This is a genomic window from Corallococcus sp. AB030 (genome assembly GCF_003668965.1).
GTDB lineage: Bacteria > Myxococcota > Myxococcia > Myxococcales > Myxococcaceae > Corallococcus > Corallococcus exiguus.
This window is the reverse complement of record NZ_RAWQ01000120.1, coordinates 13,058-32,022: the sequence shown is the minus strand read 5'-3', so window position 1 is coordinate 32,022 and position 18,965 is coordinate 13,058. Positions and strand designations below refer to the sequence as shown.

Below are 18,965 nucleotides of genomic sequence, written 5' to 3'. Positions count from 1 at the left end.
CCTTCGGACACACCGCGAACCCCGAGCCCCAACACGATGAGCGGATAGGTCACGGCGTTCGGGATGAGCCGGCGCAACACGTCGGTCACCACCGCAATCACCAGGGCCACTCCCAGAATCGTCCAAAGCGCGAGCTGAGCAGGTGTCATTCGGCACCTGCTCCCATGGGGAGCAGGCGACCCCCATCAAACAATGGAGGCCCCAAGCCCGTCAATTCCTGAACAAGGCCATCGCACCGTGGGGCCCCGCGTCATGCCGGCTTCAGTGGATGACGAGGCGGATCTTCTCGCTGCAGATGAAGTACTCGTCCCCGTCCTCGACCTTGCGGCGCTTGATGCGCTGCTTGTTGAACCAGGTCCCGTTCGAGGAGCCGAGGTCTTCGATGTAGAAGTCGCCGCCGTCGCGGGCGATGACGGCGTGCTCGCGCGACACCTTGCCGGAGTTGATGACGAAGTCGCAGTGCTTGCCACGGCCGATGACGTACCGGTCCTTGACGATCTTCTCTTCTTCGCCGGACTCCAGGACGAGGTAGAGCGAGGCGCCCTCCTCCTCGTCCGGCTCCTCCATCGGCTCTTCTTCGGCCTCCTCGGGAGGCTCGTCCTGCATGTCGTCGAGCGGCGGCTCCTCCTGCTCCGGCAGGGGATCCTCCTCGTCCTCGATCATGTCGTCCGCGGAGGGCGGGGGCGGCTCATTCTTGCCCTTGATGAGCCGCTCCAGCTCGGCGGCCGTCTCCAGGACGCGCTCGGCGACCTCGCGGCGCACCGGATCATTGTCCAGCCCGTTGGAGGACGGACGCTCCTCCACGTTGCGCGCGGCGGCGCGTGCGGGCGGCGGCGCGGGGGCCAGCACCGGTGGAGCGCCCTTGGCGGCGGCAGGGGGCGGCGCGGCGGCAGGACGCGCGGCCGGGGCGGGCGTGGCGGCTGGCACCGCCGCCACGACAGGCTCGCCCTTCGTCCTCACGTCGATGAAGCCGTTGAGACGCGCGAACATGAACAACGCCTGGTTGATGAGCGCGTCGCGATCCGAGCCCATCTGCTGGGCCATCTCTTCGTACGTCTCCCACAGGTGCTCGGCGATGCCGACCTTGCGTGCGGGACGGGAGTTCTGATCGATCATCGGTCTTGGCTCGGGAAATGCTGGACGTGGGGAACGATAGCAGAGCCGCTCGGGCGCGCCCAGTTACTGGAACGCCCGGAGATACGTGAGGTTGTCCAGGTTGTCGGTGATCGACTCCAGGGCCACCTGGAGCACGCCGTCCGCGGAGGGGTACGCGACGTAGGCGAGGCTGGCCCCCGCCACGTCCGTGGCCACCACGGAAGCAGGCAGGGTGTAGACCGCCAGGCCGCTCGACTGGCTGGTGTCCACGCCGAACACGTAGCGGCGGAAGCGCGGCAGCAGCGTCACCACGTAGCGGTCACCCGCCGCCAGCCGGCTCCCCGCGCCGATGGTCGGCGTCATCGTGAGCGACAACGGCGCGGGCACGTAGGTGGTGGGCGACTTGGGCGGCTCCAGGCCCAGGTCGAAGCCGTCCGGGTGGTAGTAGTAGTCCAGGAAGGTGGAGACCGTGTACGTCTCGTTGACGTTCAGCCGCTGCAGGTACGTGTCGCGGGTCTCCGCGCCGGCATAGAGCACGAAGGGCTTCACGTTCGGGCCCGCGCGCACGGTGAACAACGGATACGACGAACAGGGCTCCGCCGCGGCGACGACCGCGGGGTCGGACAGGTCCGGGAAGAGCCGCGTGAGGCCATTGCCCTGATCCTCCACGCGCAGGATGGGGATGACCGCGGCGCAGGCACCCGCGTTGTTCGCCAGGATGATGGAGTCGCCGGCGCTCACGCCGCGGGCCGTCGCCAGGGTCGTCTCGATGAGGAGCGGAGGATCCTCCTGGGTCAGGTCGCGTGAGAGGCCGACCAGTCCGGGCAGCACGCCCTGGAAGACGAAGCGGTACGTCCCGTTGGGCACCGAGCCGTTGCAGAGAAACGCGGTGACGTTGGTCGAATCCGTCGCCTGGGGGCAGCCGGGCTGGACCACGGTGATGCCCTGGAACTGGTCCGTGCGCGCCAGCTCGTTGTTGTCACGCAGCTCCGCGACCACCGACGAGTTCAGCGGCGTGTTGTTGGAGTTGCGGTCCAGGTTGAACGGGCGCCGCTCGTCCGCGCGGAACAGGGTGATCCGCCCGTCGGACGACGGCATGATGCCCAGGAGCGGGATGGCGGTGAGGTAGGCCACGCTGTCCGCCAGGAGCTCGCGAACCTCCAGGCCCGTGCGCAGCGTGAGGCCCGTGGGCAGCCCCGCGGACGGCCGCAGCGTCAGCATGGCCGCTCCGGTGATGTCGCGCGCGAGCACCGGCGTCGGGGACGGCTCCTCCACCGGCTTCGGCCCGTTGTCGAGCGCGATGACGCCCTCGCAGTCAGACGAGTTGCACGTCAGCTCATCCAGCACCACGAACACGAAGCGGCCCGCGGGCCAGGGCTCGACGCATGTCGTCGTCCCGTCTTCCGCGGTCTTCACATCCGTGCCCGGCGGGCAGTTCCCATCCCCGAGCTTGGGCTTCGGCACGCCGTAGCTGGGGTGCGTGGCCACCAGCCGCGCCGGGATGTCCACCAGGTCCGCGTAGTTGGGCACCGCGTAGGGCGCCGGACGCGGCCGCTTGTAGGGAATCTCCACGGAGGCCCCGTCCGCGACGACGCGCACGAGCCGGCTGGTGCCGGACACGTTGCGGATGGCGACCACCAGCGAGTCCACCCGGTCGGCCCGCGCGGGCAGCGTGAGCATGGACATCACCGTGTCCGCCGGCTTGAGGCAGAAGACGGGCAGCGCGGGAGGCAGCGTGGCCGCGTCGAAGCCCTCCGGGCCGGGCAGGTCCTGGCGCATCACCACCCCGCCGCCAAAGGGGCCGCAGAGCTGCTCGGCGGCCTCCGGGCGCGTCTGGAGCGCGTAGTACAGGACGCTCGGGGCGCCCTCCACCACCGGGGCGTGCGCGGCGAAGGCGGTGATGAGCTGGCCGGTCGCCAGGCGCGTCACCTCGTTGAGGCGCGCGCGGTCCGCGGCCACCACGGAGATGCCGCGGCCGCCGGAGCTGCGCGCGTAGATATACGGGCCGGACACGTCCTCGCCCTTGTCGTTGTAGCCCACGTCGCGGGTGAGCGAGTCGGGCCGCGCGATGACGGGGATGGCCAGGGGCTCCAACGGGTTGGGCGCGGGGATGAACTCACGCGGCGTTCGCGTCAGGTCCAGTACGCGCAGCTCATCCCGATCCTGGGAGGTGACGAAGACGAGCTGGTTGGAGAGCACCACGTCGTACGTACCGGACAGACCGGCGGCGCCCGCGGTGGAGGTGGTGTCGGAGCAGGCGAGCGCGAGGCTCGCGCCGCTCAGCAACAGGGCAGCAAGAAAGCCGCGCTTCAAGGTCAGTTCTCCTGGCACACGCTGGTGCCCTGGTTCGGATCGCGCTGCTGCTGGATGCCCAGCTTCGCCACCACCCGCGCGTCCTGGGGACGCGACAGGTCGGGGATGTCCACGATGGCCACCTGGCTGTCACCGAAGTTGGTCACGAACAGCCGCGCCGCGTTCGTCCCGGCGGGGTTGTCCACCGTCAGCCCGAAGGCCTGCGACGGGTTGCTGGTCTGGTTGAGTTCGTTGACGAGCGGCACCTGCGCCACGACCTGCCCGAGCGCCTCGTCGTAGAGGGACACCGCGCTGTCGCCGGTGCTCGTCACCGCGATGATGTGGGTGTCCGCGTTGGACGTGCCCGGAGTCCGCGAGATGATCTGCATGTCGCTCACGCCGTCGGGCATGGGCACCGCGGAGACCACCCGGAAGAAGGGCTGGGTGGCGGCGGTGCCCGGCACCGCGTCGTATTCGAAGTCGAGGGTGAGCAGCGTGTCCGGGCCGCGCGCCAGCATGTACAGCCGCTCGCGCACGAAGTTCGGACGCGCCGCCAGCTCCGCCGCCGTCACCGGACGGGGCACCACCCGCGCCGCGCGCGCCTCGCGGATGCGGTACTCCGACTGCAGCGAGGGCTCCAGGATGGTGCCGGGGTCGTTCTTGTCCACCAGCCGCAGCACGTAGTTGCCGGCCACGGTGCCGCTGATGCCGGCCACGAAGTTGCGGCCCGTCACGTAGAGGTAGCCCGCGCCCACCGTCACCGAATCCGAGCCGCCGTAGAGGTAGCCCTCGGGAGACAGCGAGATGAAGCCCAGCGAGTCCCGCGTGGGGTTGTCCAGCTTCAGCGTGGCCAGGTAGCTCTCGAAGTTGGTGCTGGACTTGGCGGGCGAGTCCGCCGCCTCCGAGTGCGTCACATACAGGTTGCCGCTCGCCTCATCCACCGTCACGCCGATGGGCGACGGAGCGCGGGGCAGGCCCGGCCGGCCCTCGTCGCTGAGGGACGCCGGGATGTCCTCGGTGAGCGACAGCGCGCCGTTGCGGCAGTCCACGCCGCCCTGCACGCAGGTGAGCACCGGAGCGCCGTTGGCCTCCAGGCTCACGTCCACCGCGTTCAGGTTGTTGCCCTCCGCACGCGAGGGCACGAACAGGCGTGGCAGACCCGTGGCCGGGTTCACCCACATGGCCAGCTCACCCGCGAAGCTGCGGATCTGCACGAGCGACTCGTCCGCGGAGGACAGGTCCTCGAAGGCGAGCGAGGCGTCCGGGGGCACGCTGCCCAGGTGGGGCACCATGACGGTCTGCCCGTCCACCTGCGTGCTCAGCGTGTCCAGGTTCAGTGCCACCACCGAACCGGAGTCGTAGCAGTTGTCGAAGTTGGCGTTCGCGACGAACAGATAGCCGTTGCTCGCGGATGGCCCGCCCGCCGCTGGAGGGCGCCAGAACGCCACCCCGCTGGGGTAGACAAAGCGGGTGGACGGAGGCGGGTTCGGTTCGGATTCAATCGAACACGCACCGAGGAGCAGCAGCGCGGGGGTCAGGAAGTAGAGGCGCATCAGAGGGGGGCGGAGTGTAGGAACGCGGCCCTGCGCCGGGCAACTGAATAGGGGGGCCACTATTCCCGGTCGCCTTCCCGCCGACATCCGCCCCCGTCCGGAAGGCGTGCGCCGCCCCCCTGGTGGGGGAACGGGCACGCTCCGGCGGTGAAGCGGCGGCCAGGCTCAGGCAGCGGCGGTCTCGGCCTGGATCTTGGAAAAGTCCGCCACCTGGTTGAACAGGGCGCCAATCTCCGTGAGGAACCGGATGCGGTTCTCCCGCAGGTCCTTGTCCTCGGCCATCACCATCACCTTGTCGAAGAAGGTGTCCACGGCGGGCTTCAGGCCGGTGATCTCCTTGAGCGCGCCGGCGAAGTCGTCCGCGCGCACGTGCGCGCCCACCTTGTCGCGCGCCTGGGTGAAGGCGGTGTGGAGGTTCTTCTCCGGCTCATCCGTGAAGCGCTGCGGGTTGGTCTGCCCGCCGGCCACGTCCTTGCCCTGCTTCTCCACGATGTTGACCACGCGCTTGAACGCCACCGCAAGCGGCTGGAAGTCCGAGTGGCCCACGAGCACGCTCAGGGCCTCCAGGCGCTTCTTCGCCGCGACGAGGTCATCGAAGCCCACGGCCAGCACCGCCTCCACAACGTCGGTGCGGTGCTGCTCGCCCCACAGCGCCTTGAGGCGGCCGCGGAAGAACTCCAGCACCTGCTCGCGCGGGGCCGCTTCACCCGGCTTGCGCTTCACGTTGGCCAGCTTGGGGGCCAGCAGGCGCAGCGCCTCGTCCACCGCGGCGGAGAGACTGAAGCGGTAGCCGCGCCCCAGCACGATGCGGATGATGGACAGGCACGCGCGGCGCAGCGCGAACGGATCCGCCGCGCCCGACGGAGCCTTGCCGATGGCGAAGATGCCGCACAGCGAGTCCAGGCGGTCCGCCAGGCCGATGAGCGCGCCCGCGTCCTGGGACGGCAGCGCGTCCTCGGCGCCGCGGGGCAGGTAGTGCTCGAAGATGGCCAGCGCCACCGCGTCGGGCTCGCCGCCTGCTCTCGCGTACTCGCGGCCCATCACGCCCTGGAGCTCCGGGAACTCGCCCACCATGCCGGTGACGAGGTCCGCCTTGGACAGCGTGGCGGCGCGCTCCACCGTGGCCACCTCCCCTGCCCTGCCCGTGGCCTGGGCCAGCCAGCCCGCCAGCGAGCGGAAGCGCTCCACCTTCTCCAGGTACGTGCCCAGCTGGCCCTGCCACACCACGCGGCCCAGCTTCTCCACGCGGTCGGCCAGCGGCGTGCGGCGGTCCTCGTCGAAGAAGAAGCGCCCGTCCGCGAGCCGCGCGCGCAGCACGCGTTCGTAGCCACGCAGGGACAGCTGCGCGTCGCGCACCGGCGTGTTGGACACGGCGATGAAGCGCGGCAGCAGCTTCCGCTGCCCGTCCAACAGAGAGAAGTAGCGCTGGTGGCTCTTCATCTCCTGCACCAGCACCTCCGACGGCAGGTCCAGGTGGCGCGCGTCGAAGCTGCCCACCACGGGGCTCGGCAGCTCCACCAGGTTCGTCACCTGGTCCACCAGGCCCTCGTCCTCCATGAGCTGCCCGCCTGCCGCCGTCGCCGCGGCGTGCAGCTTCTCCACGAGCGACGCGCGGCGCTTGCCGATGTCCGCCAGCACGTGCGCCTTCTCCAGCGCGGACTCGTAGTCCGCGGGCGCCTTCAGCGTGATGGGACCCGGCGCGAGGAAGCGGTGGCCGTAGGTCGCCCGTCCGCTCTTCACGTCGCCGAGCACCACCGCCAGCTCCATGTCGCCCAACAGCGCTACCAGCCACTGCACCGGGCGCGCGAAGGACGTGTCCACGTCACCCCAGCGCATGGACTTCTTGAAGTTGATGCCGTGCACCGCGGAGTTCAGCGCATCCTGGAGGATGGCGTCCGCTGGGCGTCCCTTCTCTTCCACGCGCGCGGACACGTACTCGCCCTTGGCCGTCGTCGTGCGGCCGAGCGCGTCCACGGACAGCTTGAGCCCTTCGGCGAACTTCTCCGCCGCCTTGGTGGGCTTGCCCTGCGCGTCGAAGGCGGCCTTGGCACTGGGCCCCAGGACTTCCTTCGTCACGTCCTCGCCCGAGTCCGCCACGTCGCGAACGAGGACGGCCAGCCGGCGCGGCGTTCCGAAGGTGCGCACATCACCGTGCTTCAAGCGCGCGTCGGCCATGCGCTCGGTGAGCACGCGCTTCAGGTCCTCCAGCGCGGGCACGATGAACGACGCCGGGATCTCCTCGGCACCGATTTCCAGGAGCAGGTCACGAGCCACGGGCCACCTCCGTCTTCTCCTTCTTCTCCACGGGCTTGTTGAGCTGCACCGTCTTCCAGTAGTCGCTGGCGGGCTTGCCCTCCAACACCGGCGGCTGCTCGCCCACCGTCCACGGCGTCTTCGTCAGCGGGAAGCCCAGCCGCTCGCGCATCTGCAGGTAGCCCTCCGCGCACAGGCGCGCGTTGTCACGCACGCGCTTGATGAAGCTGGCGCGCTCGGTGACGGAGATGGAGCCACGCGCATCCAGCAGGTTGAACGTGTGCGAGCACTTGAGCGCGAAGTCGTACGCGGGCAGCGGCAGGTGGCGCTCGATGAGCCGCTTGCACTCCTTCTCGTACGCGTCGAACAGCGTGAAGAGCATCTGCGGGTCGGACTCGTGGAGGGCGTACTTGCTCATCTCCACCTCGTTCGCGTGGAAGATCTCGCGGTACTTCACGCCCTTGACCCACTCGATGTCGAAGACGCTCTCCACGTTCTGGAGATACCTGGCCAGGCGTTCCAGCCCGTACGTCAGCTCCGCGGCCACGGGGCGGCAGTCGAAGCCGCCGCACTGCTGGAAGTAGGTGAACTGCGTCACCTCCTCGCCGTCGCACCACACCTCCCATCCCAGGCCCCAGGCGCCCAGCGTGGGCGACTCCCAGTCGTCCTCGACGAAGCGGATGTCGTGCTCCAGCGGGTCCAGGCCGATCTTCCGCAGCGACTCCAGGTACAGCTCCTGGACGTTCTTGGGCGCGGGCTTGAGGATGACCTGGAACTGGTGGTGCTGGAACAGGCGGTTCGGGTTCTCACCGAAGCGGCCGTCGGCGGGGCGCCGCGAGGGCTGCACGTAGGCGACGTTCCACGGCTCGGGACCGAGCGCGCGCAGGAACGTGTAGGGGGCCATCGTGCCCGCGCCGACTTCCGTGTCGTACGACTGGGTGACGATGCATCCCTTGTCGGCCCAGTGCTTCTGGAGCGTGAGGATGAGGTCCTGGAAATACATGTTGGCGAGTCCTTCTCGCAGTGCGTCGAAGGCGAAGGCGGAACGCGGCGGACCCTAGTGAGGGGGTCCAGGAGCGTCAAGGACGGCGGTCAGTCCGAGTAGGCCGGGAGGTCGGCCAGTCGAATCTGCAGCTTCGTCACTTCTCCGGGGCGAATGGGAGCGGACAACAGCTTGCTCGTACCGCCGGGGTCCTGCGGGTCCACCACGCGCAAACGGTACGTCCCGATGGGCAGGGGGAATTTGATCAGCGGGGACGTGCCCAGCTGCGTGGCGCCGTCGAACACCGCCGCGTTCTTCGGCACCGTGTAGAGCGTCAGCCAGCCCAGGCCCGCCTTCGCCGCGCCCTTCGAGGTGGTCGTGTCGAGCACCTCCGGGTTCTCCACCTGCGTGACGGTGGTGACGGGCTCCGGGGGCCGCTCCGAGGGCTCGGGCTTCGCGGGGCGCGGCTCCACCTTCGCCACCGCGGGCGCTTCCGTCGTGGCGGCAGGCTTCGTCTTGCGTCCCCCCTTGCCGGCGGGGGCCTTCTTCGTGTCGACGGGCGTCGCGTCCACCACCGGTTCGGGCGTGGGCGGCGGCGCCACCACCGGCTCGGGCTCGGGCTCGGGGGTGGTCTTCTGGACGAAGCCCGGCGGAGGACCGGAGGGCTTCGGCGGCCACTGTCCGTTCGCGGCGGGGTCCACGGGCGGTGGCGGATCCATCTCCGCCTTCACCCACTGCTTCGCGGAGTCGAACGCCGGCATGAACATGCGGCGCACGGGTTCGAGCGTCGCCAGCCAGACCACGCCCCCCAGGATGAGGAGCAGGAACAACCGCATGCCCCAGCCGGAGCCCTCGCGAGCGGGCGGGGCCACGGGGGGCGCTTCAACGGACTCCTCTTCCTCCACCTGGCGTGAGGGCCGCGTGGTGCCGCGCACCGGACGGGCCTTGAAGCGCTGGGTCTGGAGCTCGCTGGGCGGATCCATCAGCCCGTCGGACTCGGCCGCGTCGCGAGCCTCGGTGGGCTCGGGGCGCGCGCTGGGACGAGCCCGCGAGGGCCGCACGGCGTCAGCGGGAGGACGGATGACCCGGGGAACGGGCGTCCCATCCGAGCCCGAGGGCCGCTGCGCTCGCGGCGTCACGGTGGGAGTGTTGACGCGAGAGGCGCGGGCCTCCACGGCCTCATTGGCGGGACGCGGGGTGGCGCGGGGCGCGGGCGCCGCGGACTCGGTCGCGGTGCGGCGGACGGGCGTGGGCTTGAAGGACGCCGCGACGTCCGCGGCTGGAGCCTCCGCGTGCGGAGACTGCACCTGCGCGGTGGCCGCGGCGGAGGACTGTTCACCGCCCTCCTCCACCTGGAGCGCACCGGCGGCCTCGCTGACGCGGGCGTCCTCGGCGCGGCTGGCCAGCTCCAGGAGCGTGCGCGTCTTCTGGCGCTTCTCCTCGAAGAGCTCGCCCATGACGGCGGTCATCTGGTCTTCGTCGAACAGCTCGGAGCCCAGCGTGGCCTCGATGGCGCGCCCCATCTCCCGGCAGGTTCCGAAGCGCTGGGTGGCATCGCGCGACAGCGCCTTGAGCACCACTGCTTCCAGGGCCTCCGGCACGGCCGCGTTGAGCGAGCGCGGCGCGGGAATGTCCCCGTCCACGATCTGCATCATCACGGCGGCTTCGCCGGGCGCGTTGAACAGGCGCTGGCCGGCCAGCAGCTCATGGAGCATCACGCCCGTGGAGAACTGGTCGCTGCGGCCATCCAGGTCCTTGTTGCGAACCTGCTCCGGGGACATGTACCCGCTGGTCCCCTTCACGGTGCCCACCTGCGTGCGGCCCAGCTTGCCGCGCGCCTTGGCGATGCCGAAGTCGATCACCTTCACGACGCCGTCGTAGGTGAGCATCACGTTCTTCGGGGACACGTCGCGGTGCACCACCGCCACGGGGCGGCCCGACGGATCCATGAAGTGGTGGGCGTAGTGCAGGCCCAGGCACGTGTCGCGAATCACGCGCGCGCTGAAGCCCAGCGGCAGCGCGTACTTGCGCCGCTCCGCCATCTTCACCACCTGCTCCAGGTTCTGGCCGGGCAGGAACTCCATGGCGAGGTACAGCTCGCCGTCCTCCTCACCCAGGTCGAACACCTGTCCGATGTTCGCGTGCGAGAAGGCCGCGGTGATGCGCGCCTCGTCGAGGAACATCTTGACGAACTGGTCGTCCTTCTTGATGTCGGGGAGGATCTGCTTCACCGCCACGAACTTGCGGAAGCCACCGGGGCCGGAGGTGTACGCGAGGAACAACTCCGCCATCCCGCCCATCGAGAGGCGGGTGAGGATCTCGTACTTTCCGATGCGCCGCCCCCGGTCGGGATCGTCTCCGGCGACTCCCTGCGTGCTCATGGCAGGGCGGATGTTACCCGCCATGCCCTCCCAGGTCGATGACCGTCTTTACAGACGGCCCCCACCCCGGCCTCCGGAGCCCGGTGAAAGCGGATTAGGCGCCGAACCGCCGTCGCCGCACGTCGAGCATCCAGCCTTCGAGCGCGGCCACGGCCGACGGTTGTGGCTCCAGAGGCAACACGGAGGCCGCGTCCGCCGCGTCGAGCACCGCGAAGGCGCGCGTCACCTCCCGCTGCCACTGCTCGCTGAGCGCGTCGGTCAGCTCGATGCGCTCACCGCTCCGCTTGCGCTCCACCAGCGTGCGGGCTTCACCAAAGCCATACGGTTCCAGCAGGACGGTGACGTCCGTCTCCACTTCGCCCGTGCGCAGCGCATGCGTTCCGGTGAGCGTGGTGCGCAGCACGTACAGCAACTTCTTCACGGAGCGGAATCCGCTCTTCTCCCATTCGCGGAACTGCCCCTGCGCGAAGCCGCGGTAGTGCCGGTGGATGCGCCGCGACAGCACGGCCCGCACCAGGGGCCGCAGCGCCTCCAGCTCCTCCGGCAGGGCCCGCACGGTGATGGCCCCCAGCACGCGCTCGATGTAGTTGCCGTTGCCCTGGAGGATGCCCAGCAGCACGGGCTGCAGCTCGTTGGACGAGTAGTCCACCTCCACGCCCTCCAGCACCTCCAGCCGCTCCGCCGGCACGTGCCGGGGCTGGAGGCCGAGGAGCGCGGCGGTGGGCGCGATGTGGATGGCCTTGAGGTCCAGGTCGCTGTCATGCGACGGGAAACCGTACGCATGCGCGCCAGACAGCGAGATGACCAGGTGCTCGCGCAGGAGGGACTCCGCGTCCAGCACGCGGTCCGCCATGCGCTCCTGATGTTCCGTCACCCTGCCCTTCATTCCGTCCCTCCTTCCAGCGCCGGAGCCTCCGGCGCGTCACGGCCCAGCGGTCCAGGCGCCTTCAAGACCCAGCGCCGAGCCACCTCGTCCCCCACGCGGCGCAGCAACTGGTCCGCGCGGGCGTAGTCCGGATGCTCCGGCAGCTGGCTCTCGCGGTGCGCGGCCTCCAACGCCGGAGCCATCGCCTCGGCGTCGCGCAGCACGTCCTCCAGGGGCACCTGTCCCCCCTTGATGTCGAGCAGCCGCGCCTTCAACGCCCCCGTCGCCTCGAACGTGGGCACACCGTCGCGCAGCCAGCCCGTCGCCAGCGCCACCAGCCGCAGCAGGTTGTACGCGTTCTTCGGCCGCAGCTCCCGAGCGGACGGAGGACGCTGGCCTCCGCCGCGCGCGTACGCCGTGAGCGCCGCGAAGTCGTTCGACGCGAGCAGCCCCTGGTCCCAGAGCGAGCGGTAGAGCTGCTTGACGTAAGTCTTCGCGGCGAGCACCGCGTCCTCGGGCGTGGGCGAGGCACGGGGAGACACGGCGGCCAGGCGACGGGCCACCTCGTCCAGGTCCGGCGTGGGCTCCTCGCACAGCCACGCGAGGAGCAGGTCGCGGTGCTCGGCCAGCCGCTGGCTGCGGGTGAGCTTGTCGAGCTGGCTCATGGCGTAGCGCCCGAAGCTGCCGAAGATGGCCTTGGAGACGAACGCCTCGCGCGCCTCCAGCACCCACGTGCCCAGTTCGTCCACCGCCGTCGCGCCAGGGACGAAGAGGGTCTCCAGCGTGTTCGGATCCGCGCGCAGCGCCTGCTCCACCGTCTTGCGGACCTCCCAGTACGTGGTGCTGCCATCCGCGCTCACCAGGTCCTGCGGTGGCTGCCCCAGGCCCAGCGTCCACGGAAGCGGCAGCGCGAACACACCGCGCACGTCCACGTCGGAGCGCTCATCCGCGAGCCCCCAGGCGTGACTGCCCACGCGCGTCTCCAGCACCACGCATGGTCGCAGCGCGCTCCAGGCCGCCTCGCGCCGCTGGGCGAACTGCACCTGTCCCGTGCGCCGGGGCACCAGCTCGTCGCGCGCGAACCACACCTCGCCCACGCCGACGATCTGCACGTCGAAGCCGCCGTCATGCGCGCGCACCACGCGGCCCACCACGCCCTGGGGGATACGGCGTCCCCCGGACGCCACGCGCTCCACGCGGGTCGTGACCTCGGTGCCATGCGGCAGGGGCACCGACAGCCGGTCAATCTGCTCCAGTCCCCGGACGCGAGCCGGGGCGGAGGAAGAAGCCTCACGGGTGTCGCTCATCGATCCCTCCTGGATGGGATGGTGGGCCACGCAGGACGCAGCGAAGCACGCGAGCCTGACCCGGAACGGCGCTTCCCGTCAGCGCGCGATGCGTCGCGCGGCGGGTAGAGCGGGCAGAAGCCCCTCCACTTCGGATGCAAGGGGGAGCGCCGCCACCGCGCCCAGCTTCGTCACCACCCGGGCCCCCACGCCCGCCGCGAAGGACATCAGCGCGACCAGCTCCTCGCGTGTCGCGCCCTCCAGCGAGCTCGCGTCGCCGTACCAACGCACCAGGCCGCTCAACATGGCGGACACAAAGCCATCCCCTGCGCCCGTTGTGTCCACCACCGTCACCTGGGGCGCGGGCACTGAGAGGACCTCGCCCCGCCAGAGGAACACCGCGCCGCGAGGTCCCAGCGTCACCACGGGCAGCCGCACGCCCCGCGCGGCCAGGACGTGCAGGGCCGCCTCGGGCGAGTGCTCGCCTGTCGCGAAGTGGATCTCCTCCTCGGACAGCTTCACCACCGTGCACAAAGGCAGCATGCGTCCCAGGAGCGCCTGCAGTTCCTCGGGCTGCGTCCACATGTGCAGCCGCAGGTTCGGATCACAGCTCACCAGCATCCCGGCCTCACGGGCCAGGGTGAGCATGCGCACCATGGCCTCGCGTGCCTCCGGCAGGAGCAGGGAGTTGGAGCCGCAGTGCAGCACCTTCGCGCGTCGCACGAAGTCGCCGTCCACGTCGGAGTCGTCCAGCAGGAACTCCGCTGACCGCGTCCGGAAGTACGTGAAGCTGCGCTCGCCATGCGCGTCCAGCGAGACGAACAACAGGCCCGTGCGAGCGTGGTCCACCTGTCGCAGGCGGCTCACGTCCACGCCGTCCGCCGCCAACCGGTCGCGCAGGAAGTGGCCGAACTCGTCGGAGCCCACCACGCCCACCATCGCCGAGCGCAGGCCCAACCGCGCGAGCCCCACGGAGACGTTGGCCGGTGAGCCTCCCGGCGATGGCTTCCAAGCCTCCACGTCCCGCACGCGCGTGGCGCCGCCGGCCACGGGAAGGAAGTCCACCAGCGTTTCGCCGACACACACCACGTCCAGCGGCCCGGCCTCGTGCATGACAGCTCCCCCTGGGGACCGCGTGCTACCCGTCAGTCCAGGCCCACCTGCGCCATGAAGTCCACGCTCTTGAGCTTGCGGCCCACGTGGTGCGCGATGAAGACGTTGAGCAGGCCACGAGCCCGCGCACGGAGGTCCGCGGGCAGCGGCGTGCGTTGACCCTCCTGGAGCGAGCGCAGGCCGGCCAGCAGCGCCACCGGCACCGGCACCGAGTCACGCGCGCGTCCGCCACACGGCTCGCACACCGCGCCACCGTGGCCTTGGTCGAACCGGGGCCGCTCGCCGGGCTGACCGCCACACAGCGAGCAGGAGTCGAAGCGCGGCATCAACCCCGCCTGCGCCAGCGCTGCCAGCTCGAACGCGAGCAACGACGTGGGCCCGGCCTCCTTCGCGTCCAACCGGTGCATGTAGCCCTCCACCAGCTCGAACAGCTCCGGGTGCGGTTCGTGTTCGCGCGTGAGCTCGCGGCACAGTTCCACCGCGTACAGCGCCCGGGCGATGAGCGACAGGTCCTCGCGCGCGGCGTAGAAGCCCGTGACGATGTCCGCCGAATCGATGCGCACCGTGCTGCCGCGCGTCTCCACCAGTTGCACGCGCAGCCGCATGAACGGCTCCAGCGCTCCCGCGAACCGGCGCTTGCTCTTGCGCGCGCCCGCGGCGAACGCGGTCAGCTTGCCGTGCTCGCGCGTGAGCAGCGTCACCAGCCGGTCGGACTCACCGTAGTCCACCGTGGACAGCACGAACGCGTCGTCGGCGTACCGCTCCATGATCCCTCGTCAACGCGCGGCGGGAGGCGGAAGCTTCCCGGACAGCACCAGGAACAGCCCCGCGCCCAGGAGCACGACCGCCAGGAGGATGGCCAGGATGACGTACGCCCGCTTGCGGCGCGCCTTCTCGAGCTGCGCCGGAGAAGGCGCGGGCACCGCCCGGTCCACCTCCTCGTAGCGCAGCGCCGCTTCCTCCGGCGACAGGCCGATGACCTGCGCGTACGCGCGGATGTAGTTCAGCACGAACACGCGCTCGGGCAGCCGCTCCACCTGCCCCGCCTCCAGCGCCGCGACGAGGCTGGGGGGAATCTTCGTCTCCCGGGAGACGTCCTCGCGCGACATGCCGCGAAGCTCGCGCTGCTGGCTGAGGTATTTGCCGAAGTCGACGTGGTCCACGGTCTTTCGGGGCCCCCGCGGCTAGAGGTGGTCCAGCAGTGAGCGGCAATCGTCCTTGAGCACCTGCTCGTTGGACTGGGCCTTGGCCTCGCAGCCCGCGAACGCCTTCTTCGCCTCCTCCACCCGCCCGAGCTTCGCCTGGCACACGCCTTCGCGCTGGTAGGCCTCCGCCACTTCGGGGCACTTCTCACGGTAGTGGGCGAACTGCCGGCACGCCTCCTCCGTCTTGCCCGTCTCGTCGTAGATGATGCCCAGGTTCTTGTAGCCCAGGCAGAAGTCCGGGTTGGTGGTGATGGCGGCCTTGATGTTCTGCACCGCGTTCGCCGTGTCGCCCTTCTTGTAGAGCGCCCAACCCAGGTTCCCCTGCGCGGAGTAGCCGTGGCGGTACTGCATGTCGTTGAGCGACTCTTCGTACAGCTTGATGGCGTCGTCGTAGCGGCCCTGATCCAGGCGCAGGTTGCCCAGGTTGGTGCGCGCGTCGGAGAAGGACGGCCGCAGCGTCAGCGCCTTCTCGTAGTGGGCCGAAGCCTCGTCGAGCCGCCGGAAGGACAGGTGCAGCAGCAGGCCCACCGCGTTGTGGGCCTCCGGGTTGCCCGGGTTCAGCTCCAGCGCCTTCTGGTACTCCGCGAGCGCGTCCTGCACATGGCCGTGCTGCTGCGCCTGCACGCCCAGGTCGTAGTGGATCTCCGAGCCCTGGCGCTCCTTCTCCGTGGGGACGTGCGCACAGCCCGCCGACGCGAGCGCGAACGCTAGGAAGCAGGAGGAAGTGATGCGGAACATGGGTGCCAATCCAGGGTGGGGGTTCAGAACGCGGCCAGGAAGCGGCCCAGGGTGGTGGCGACGTTGCGCTTCTCTTCGGCGCGGGCCTTCACGGCGGGCACGAGCGTGGGCTCCCGGAAGAACACGGGCAGCGTCTTCAGCCACTCGTCCTGCTGCGCGGGGGCCGCGGCACGCCAGTTCGCGTTGTCCATCATGAAGCCCAGCGACTCCACGAACGCGAGCGCGTCGTCCTCGTCCTCCCGCAGCTCATCCGCGGACTGGATGCGCCGGCCGGACACGTACACCGCGCAGTCCCCCGCCTCCACGAGGTACAGGTACACGAAGACGCCCGCGCCCTGCCCGCCGCGCAGCCCCACCACGAAGGCCTGCGCGGGTCCGGCCTGCTTGCCGGGAATGGCCACGTGCGGCGTGTTGAGGGCCAGGTGCAGCGCCAGCACCTGGTCGCGGTTGGCGGGAAGGCCCCGGTAGCGCTCGTCGATGGTGAACACCGTCGTCTCCCTTCCCGCGCACCCTAACGGGTGGTGAGCGTGAACTCCTCGGTCGCGTCCTGCACGTCCGCAGCCGTCTTCTGGAAGCGGATGAGGGGCGTGTCAATCATCACGTTGCCGCCGCCCTCGTTCCCCTCGCCGATGATCACCTTGAAGACGTTCCCGGGCGACGTGCTGCGGCGGCTGCCCCCAGCCTGCTTGCGGGCAATCAGCGTCACCGCGTTCGCGCCGGGACGCAACTGGCTGGTGATGTCCACCACCACCTGGTCCTCGTTGTTGCGCAAACGGCGCAGCCAGCGCGAGTTCACGTACACGTCGATGTCGAAGTCCGTCATGCCCGGCGTCGTCTGCTCCGTCACCAGCCAGTAGCGCTGGGTGATGCGCCCCGGTGAGGCCGAGGGAGCAGCGGGTGCGGCCGACGCGGGGGCCTGCGCGACGACGCCCGCGTCCGGAGGAGCGGCGGCCGGAGGCGTGGCGGTGGAAGGCGTCGCGGGCGTGGGCGTCACGGTCGTCACGCGGGCGGCGTACCCCGGCGCGTCGATGTAGATGTTCCCTTCCGCGTCGATGCGGACGGTGGCTTTCTCGAAGCGCGTGTTCGTCACCCCGTCGATCTTCACGCCGTTCAGGAAGACCGAACCGGCCAGGGCCAGCATGGGGACGAGCGAGGCCACGACGGTGATGGCAATACGGGCGGAAGGACGGGGCATGGGGGCATTCCTCCTGGGAATCCTCAACAGTCCCGGGAGCTTGCGAACGACTTAGCGCACCCAGGGGAGCGGAACAAGGCGGCGACGACCCTCCTTGGAGCGCTTCGCCGCGCCGAACATTCACCCGGGGGCCCGTCTTCCAGTCCAGCCGCGAAGACCGTCAGGGCGCCGCGGTCGGAGTCTCGTCAGGCGCCGGTGGCGGCAGCTCGCGCTGCGCGAGCGCCCAGTCCCCGCCCAGGCCATGGCCCTCGCGGAAGCGGCGGAAGTCGCGGCGCACGGCCCGGGGGTAGCGGCGGAACTTCTCCAGCTCTCCGGCCTTCATGGCATCCCGGATGCGCGTGGGGCCCGCGTTGTAGGCCATCAGCGCCAGGTCCAGGTCTCCGCCGAAGCGGCCCTGCAGGTTGCGCAGGTAGCGGATGCCCAGGCGCACGCAGACGGCGGGATCGGCGACCACCTCCTCGCGCGACAGCCTCAGGCCTTCCTTCTCCGCCAGGAAGTGCAGCGTGCTGGGCTTGATCTGCATCAGGCCCCGAGCGCCCTTCTCGGAGACGGACTCCTCCTCGAAGTCGGACTCCACGTCGATGAGGGCCAGCACCAGCAGCGGATCATACCCCGTGCGGCGCGACTCCTCGTCGATGGCCTGCCCCAGCCGCCGGCGCAGCGTGAGCCCCAGGTCCGGGGCGCGCTTGGCCAGCACGGCGTCGATGAGGGCCGCCTCCTCGGAGACGGCCTCCTGCGCCACCATCTCGGGGACCACGGGTTGGGAGGTGGGCTCCTCCAGGAGGGGCACCACCCGAGCGGACACCACGAGCGCCACGCCCGCGAGCAGCGGGAGCCGGGAGCACCCGCTGCTCAGGGCATGCAGCCCCGCGAAGAACCGCGTTCCCAACGACCTGCCGCCCGAGGCGGCGGGTCCACTCACTTGCGGTGCTCCAGGGCCTGGATGCGTTCGTTCAGACGCTCCAGGCGGGCACCGAATGCCTGCAACTCCTCGCGGCGCGGCAGCTTCAGGAGGGTCAGGGCCGTGCGGACCCGCTCCTCCACGTTGTGCTCCAGGTCCTTACGGTGCCCCGTCAGCCGGTCCGCGAACTCACGGGCCTGGCGCTTCACCTCGTCCTGGCTCCAGCCCGCGACGGACGCCACGCGCTGCACGGCGCGGGAAGCCTCCTCCTCCGCCGTGTTCACCGCCAGGAGCGCCTGGCTCCAGATCCGTTCGAATGCCTCCGCCACGGAGGTCTTCTCTCGGGGGGCCTCGGTGTTGGTGTCCATGAAGTCTCTCCGGGAGTTACCCCGGGCTCCTTCCGCGGAAGGAACCCTGGGCATTCAAAGGGGTTTGCGACCTAAGCACACCCCATGGGTGATGAAAACGCTGCTCAGGCCCGCGGAGAAGACGCCGCGCCGCCCGAATTCTTGGTCGTCCGGTGGGCACGACGGGTGGGCTTCAGGAGCACATCCAGCTTCTTCGACAGGCGGCTCAGCTCTCGGGTGATCTGCTCCACCTGGGACTGGCTGGCAACTCCCACCGCCTCCACGACCTTCGTCTGGAGCCCGTCCAGCCGCTTGCGCAGCTCCCCGCTCGCGGCGTCCACCTTCTTGCTCAACTCCTGCACGCGAGGGTCGGCGCGCAGCTCACCAGCCTGGACCTTCGTCCACAGGGTCTGGACCTCCTTCGCCGCCACCTGGCCCCGCGTCTCCAGCGCACGGAAGGCCTTGTTCGCCTCCCCTTCCAGGCCCTGGAACCGCTTCTGCGCCTCGGAGAATCGCCCCTTCAGGTAGGCCTCCACGTTCTGCGTCACGCCCGTCTTCTCGTCAGCCTTCGCACTCGTCGTCGCCATGTCGCGCTCCCCCCCGGGTGTTCCGGGTCTCACAACGTGATGCGTCAAAATAACGCACCGCGACATACTGTCAAGCGAACAGGCAGTGGAGTGTGCAAAACGAGAAAGCCGCCGCCCCGGTATGACACCAGGACGGCGGCTGACTCACGAAGCGTCAGGGACGCTTCTTACG

The 18,965-nt window shown here is 70.1% G+C and carries 17 protein-coding genes and 1 pseudogene; all 18 read right to left on the bottom strand.

The window, feature by feature from the left end:
• A pseudogene (locus D7Y15_RS26005) lies at window positions 1-149 on the bottom strand (prepilin peptidase); the annotation flags it as partial.
• A gap of 112 nt (window positions 150-261) precedes the next feature.
• Window positions 262-1,116 carry an FHA domain-containing protein gene (locus D7Y15_RS26000; RefSeq protein ID WP_120596194.1) on the bottom strand — a complete coding sequence of 285 codons (855 nt, stop codon included), beginning with the start codon at window positions 1,114-1,116 and terminating at the stop codon, window positions 262-264.
• 63 nt (window positions 1,117-1,179) lie between these two features.
• Complete coding sequence (locus tag D7Y15_RS25995) at window positions 1,180-3,408, bottom strand: hypothetical protein (protein ID WP_148712865.1); 2,229 nt, start codon at window positions 3,406-3,408, stop codon at window positions 1,180-1,182.
• A 2-nt stretch (window positions 3,409-3,410) separates the two neighbouring features.
• Window positions 3,411-4,940 (bottom strand): hypothetical protein, encoded by a 1,530-nt coding sequence (locus tag D7Y15_RS25990; protein WP_121754249.1) that lies wholly within the window; start codon window positions 4,938-4,940, stop codon window positions 3,411-3,413.
• Between the two features lie 165 nt (window positions 4,941-5,105).
• On the bottom strand, window positions 5,106-7,214 hold the full coding sequence (glyS, locus tag D7Y15_RS25985; protein WP_120577876.1) for a glycine--tRNA ligase subunit beta: 2,109 nt from the start codon (window positions 7,212-7,214) through the stop codon (window positions 5,106-5,108).
• The gene (gene glyQ / locus D7Y15_RS25980) at window positions 7,204-8,196 is read right to left on the bottom strand and encodes a glycine--tRNA ligase subunit alpha (protein WP_120577875.1); all 993 of its coding nucleotides are present in this window, start codon (window positions 8,194-8,196) and stop codon (window positions 7,204-7,206) included. The genes glyS and glyQ overlap by 11 nt, the downstream gene beginning before the upstream one ends.
• Window positions 8,197-8,285: 89 nt before the next feature.
• Window positions 8,286-10,556 carry a serine/threonine-protein kinase gene (locus D7Y15_RS25975; protein ID WP_121754248.1) on the bottom strand — a complete coding sequence of 757 codons (2,271 nt, stop codon included), beginning with the start codon at window positions 10,554-10,556 and terminating at the stop codon, window positions 8,286-8,288.
• A 94-nt stretch (window positions 10,557-10,650) separates the two neighbouring features.
• Window positions 10,651-11,442: a nucleotidyltransferase domain-containing protein gene (locus D7Y15_RS25970; protein ID WP_172808449.1), complete on the bottom strand. Its 792-nt coding sequence runs from the start codon at window positions 11,440-11,442 to the stop codon at window positions 10,651-10,653.
• Window positions 11,439-12,728: a nucleotidyltransferase domain-containing protein gene (locus D7Y15_RS25965; protein ID WP_121754247.1), complete on the bottom strand. Its 1,290-nt coding sequence runs from the start codon at window positions 12,726-12,728 to the stop codon at window positions 11,439-11,441. Before D7Y15_RS25965 ends, D7Y15_RS25970 begins: the two co-directional genes overlap by 4 nt.
• A gap of 78 nt (window positions 12,729-12,806) precedes the next feature.
• Complete coding sequence (locus D7Y15_RS25960) at window positions 12,807-13,820, bottom strand: carbohydrate kinase (protein ID WP_121754246.1); 1,014 nt, start codon at window positions 13,818-13,820, stop codon at window positions 12,807-12,809.
• 32 nt (window positions 13,821-13,852) lie between these two features.
• Entirely contained in the window at window positions 13,853-14,587 is a 735-nt protein-coding gene (gene recO, locus D7Y15_RS25955; RefSeq protein ID WP_120577871.1) for a DNA repair protein RecO, read from the bottom strand.
• Between the two features lie 9 nt (window positions 14,588-14,596).
• Complete coding sequence (locus D7Y15_RS25950) at window positions 14,597-14,983, bottom strand: RodZ family helix-turn-helix domain-containing protein (RefSeq protein WP_120596202.1); 387 nt, start codon at window positions 14,981-14,983, stop codon at window positions 14,597-14,599.
• Window positions 14,984-15,004: 21 nt separating this feature from the next.
• Window positions 15,005-15,763: a social motility TPR repeat lipoprotein Tgl gene (gene tgl / locus D7Y15_RS25945; RefSeq protein WP_120577869.1), complete on the bottom strand. Its 759-nt coding sequence runs from the start codon at window positions 15,761-15,763 to the stop codon at window positions 15,005-15,007.
• 23 nt (window positions 15,764-15,786) lie between these two features.
• On the bottom strand, window positions 15,787-16,251 hold the full coding sequence (locus D7Y15_RS25940; protein ID WP_120526752.1) for a social motility and stimulation tgl protein: 465 nt from the start codon (window positions 16,249-16,251) through the stop codon (window positions 15,787-15,789).
• A gap of 23 nt (window positions 16,252-16,274) precedes the next feature.
• The gene (locus tag D7Y15_RS25935) at window positions 16,275-16,958 is read right to left on the bottom strand and encodes a hypothetical protein (RefSeq protein ID WP_120577868.1); all 684 of its coding nucleotides are present in this window, start codon (window positions 16,956-16,958) and stop codon (window positions 16,275-16,277) included.
• Between the two features lie 160 nt (window positions 16,959-17,118).
• Window positions 17,119-17,880, bottom strand: coding sequence for a lytic transglycosylase domain-containing protein (locus tag D7Y15_RS25930; RefSeq protein ID WP_120577867.1), 762 nt, complete (start codon window positions 17,878-17,880; stop codon window positions 17,119-17,121).
• Entirely contained in the window at window positions 17,877-18,227 is a 351-nt protein-coding gene (locus tag D7Y15_RS25925; protein WP_121754245.1) for a phasin family protein, read from the bottom strand. Before D7Y15_RS25925 ends, D7Y15_RS25930 begins: the two co-directional genes overlap by 4 nt.
• A 104-nt stretch (window positions 18,228-18,331) precedes the next feature.
• Window positions 18,332-18,793 (bottom strand): hypothetical protein, encoded by a 462-nt coding sequence (locus tag D7Y15_RS25920; RefSeq protein WP_120577865.1) that lies wholly within the window; start codon window positions 18,791-18,793, stop codon window positions 18,332-18,334.
• Window positions 18,794-18,965 lie beyond the last annotated feature (172 nt).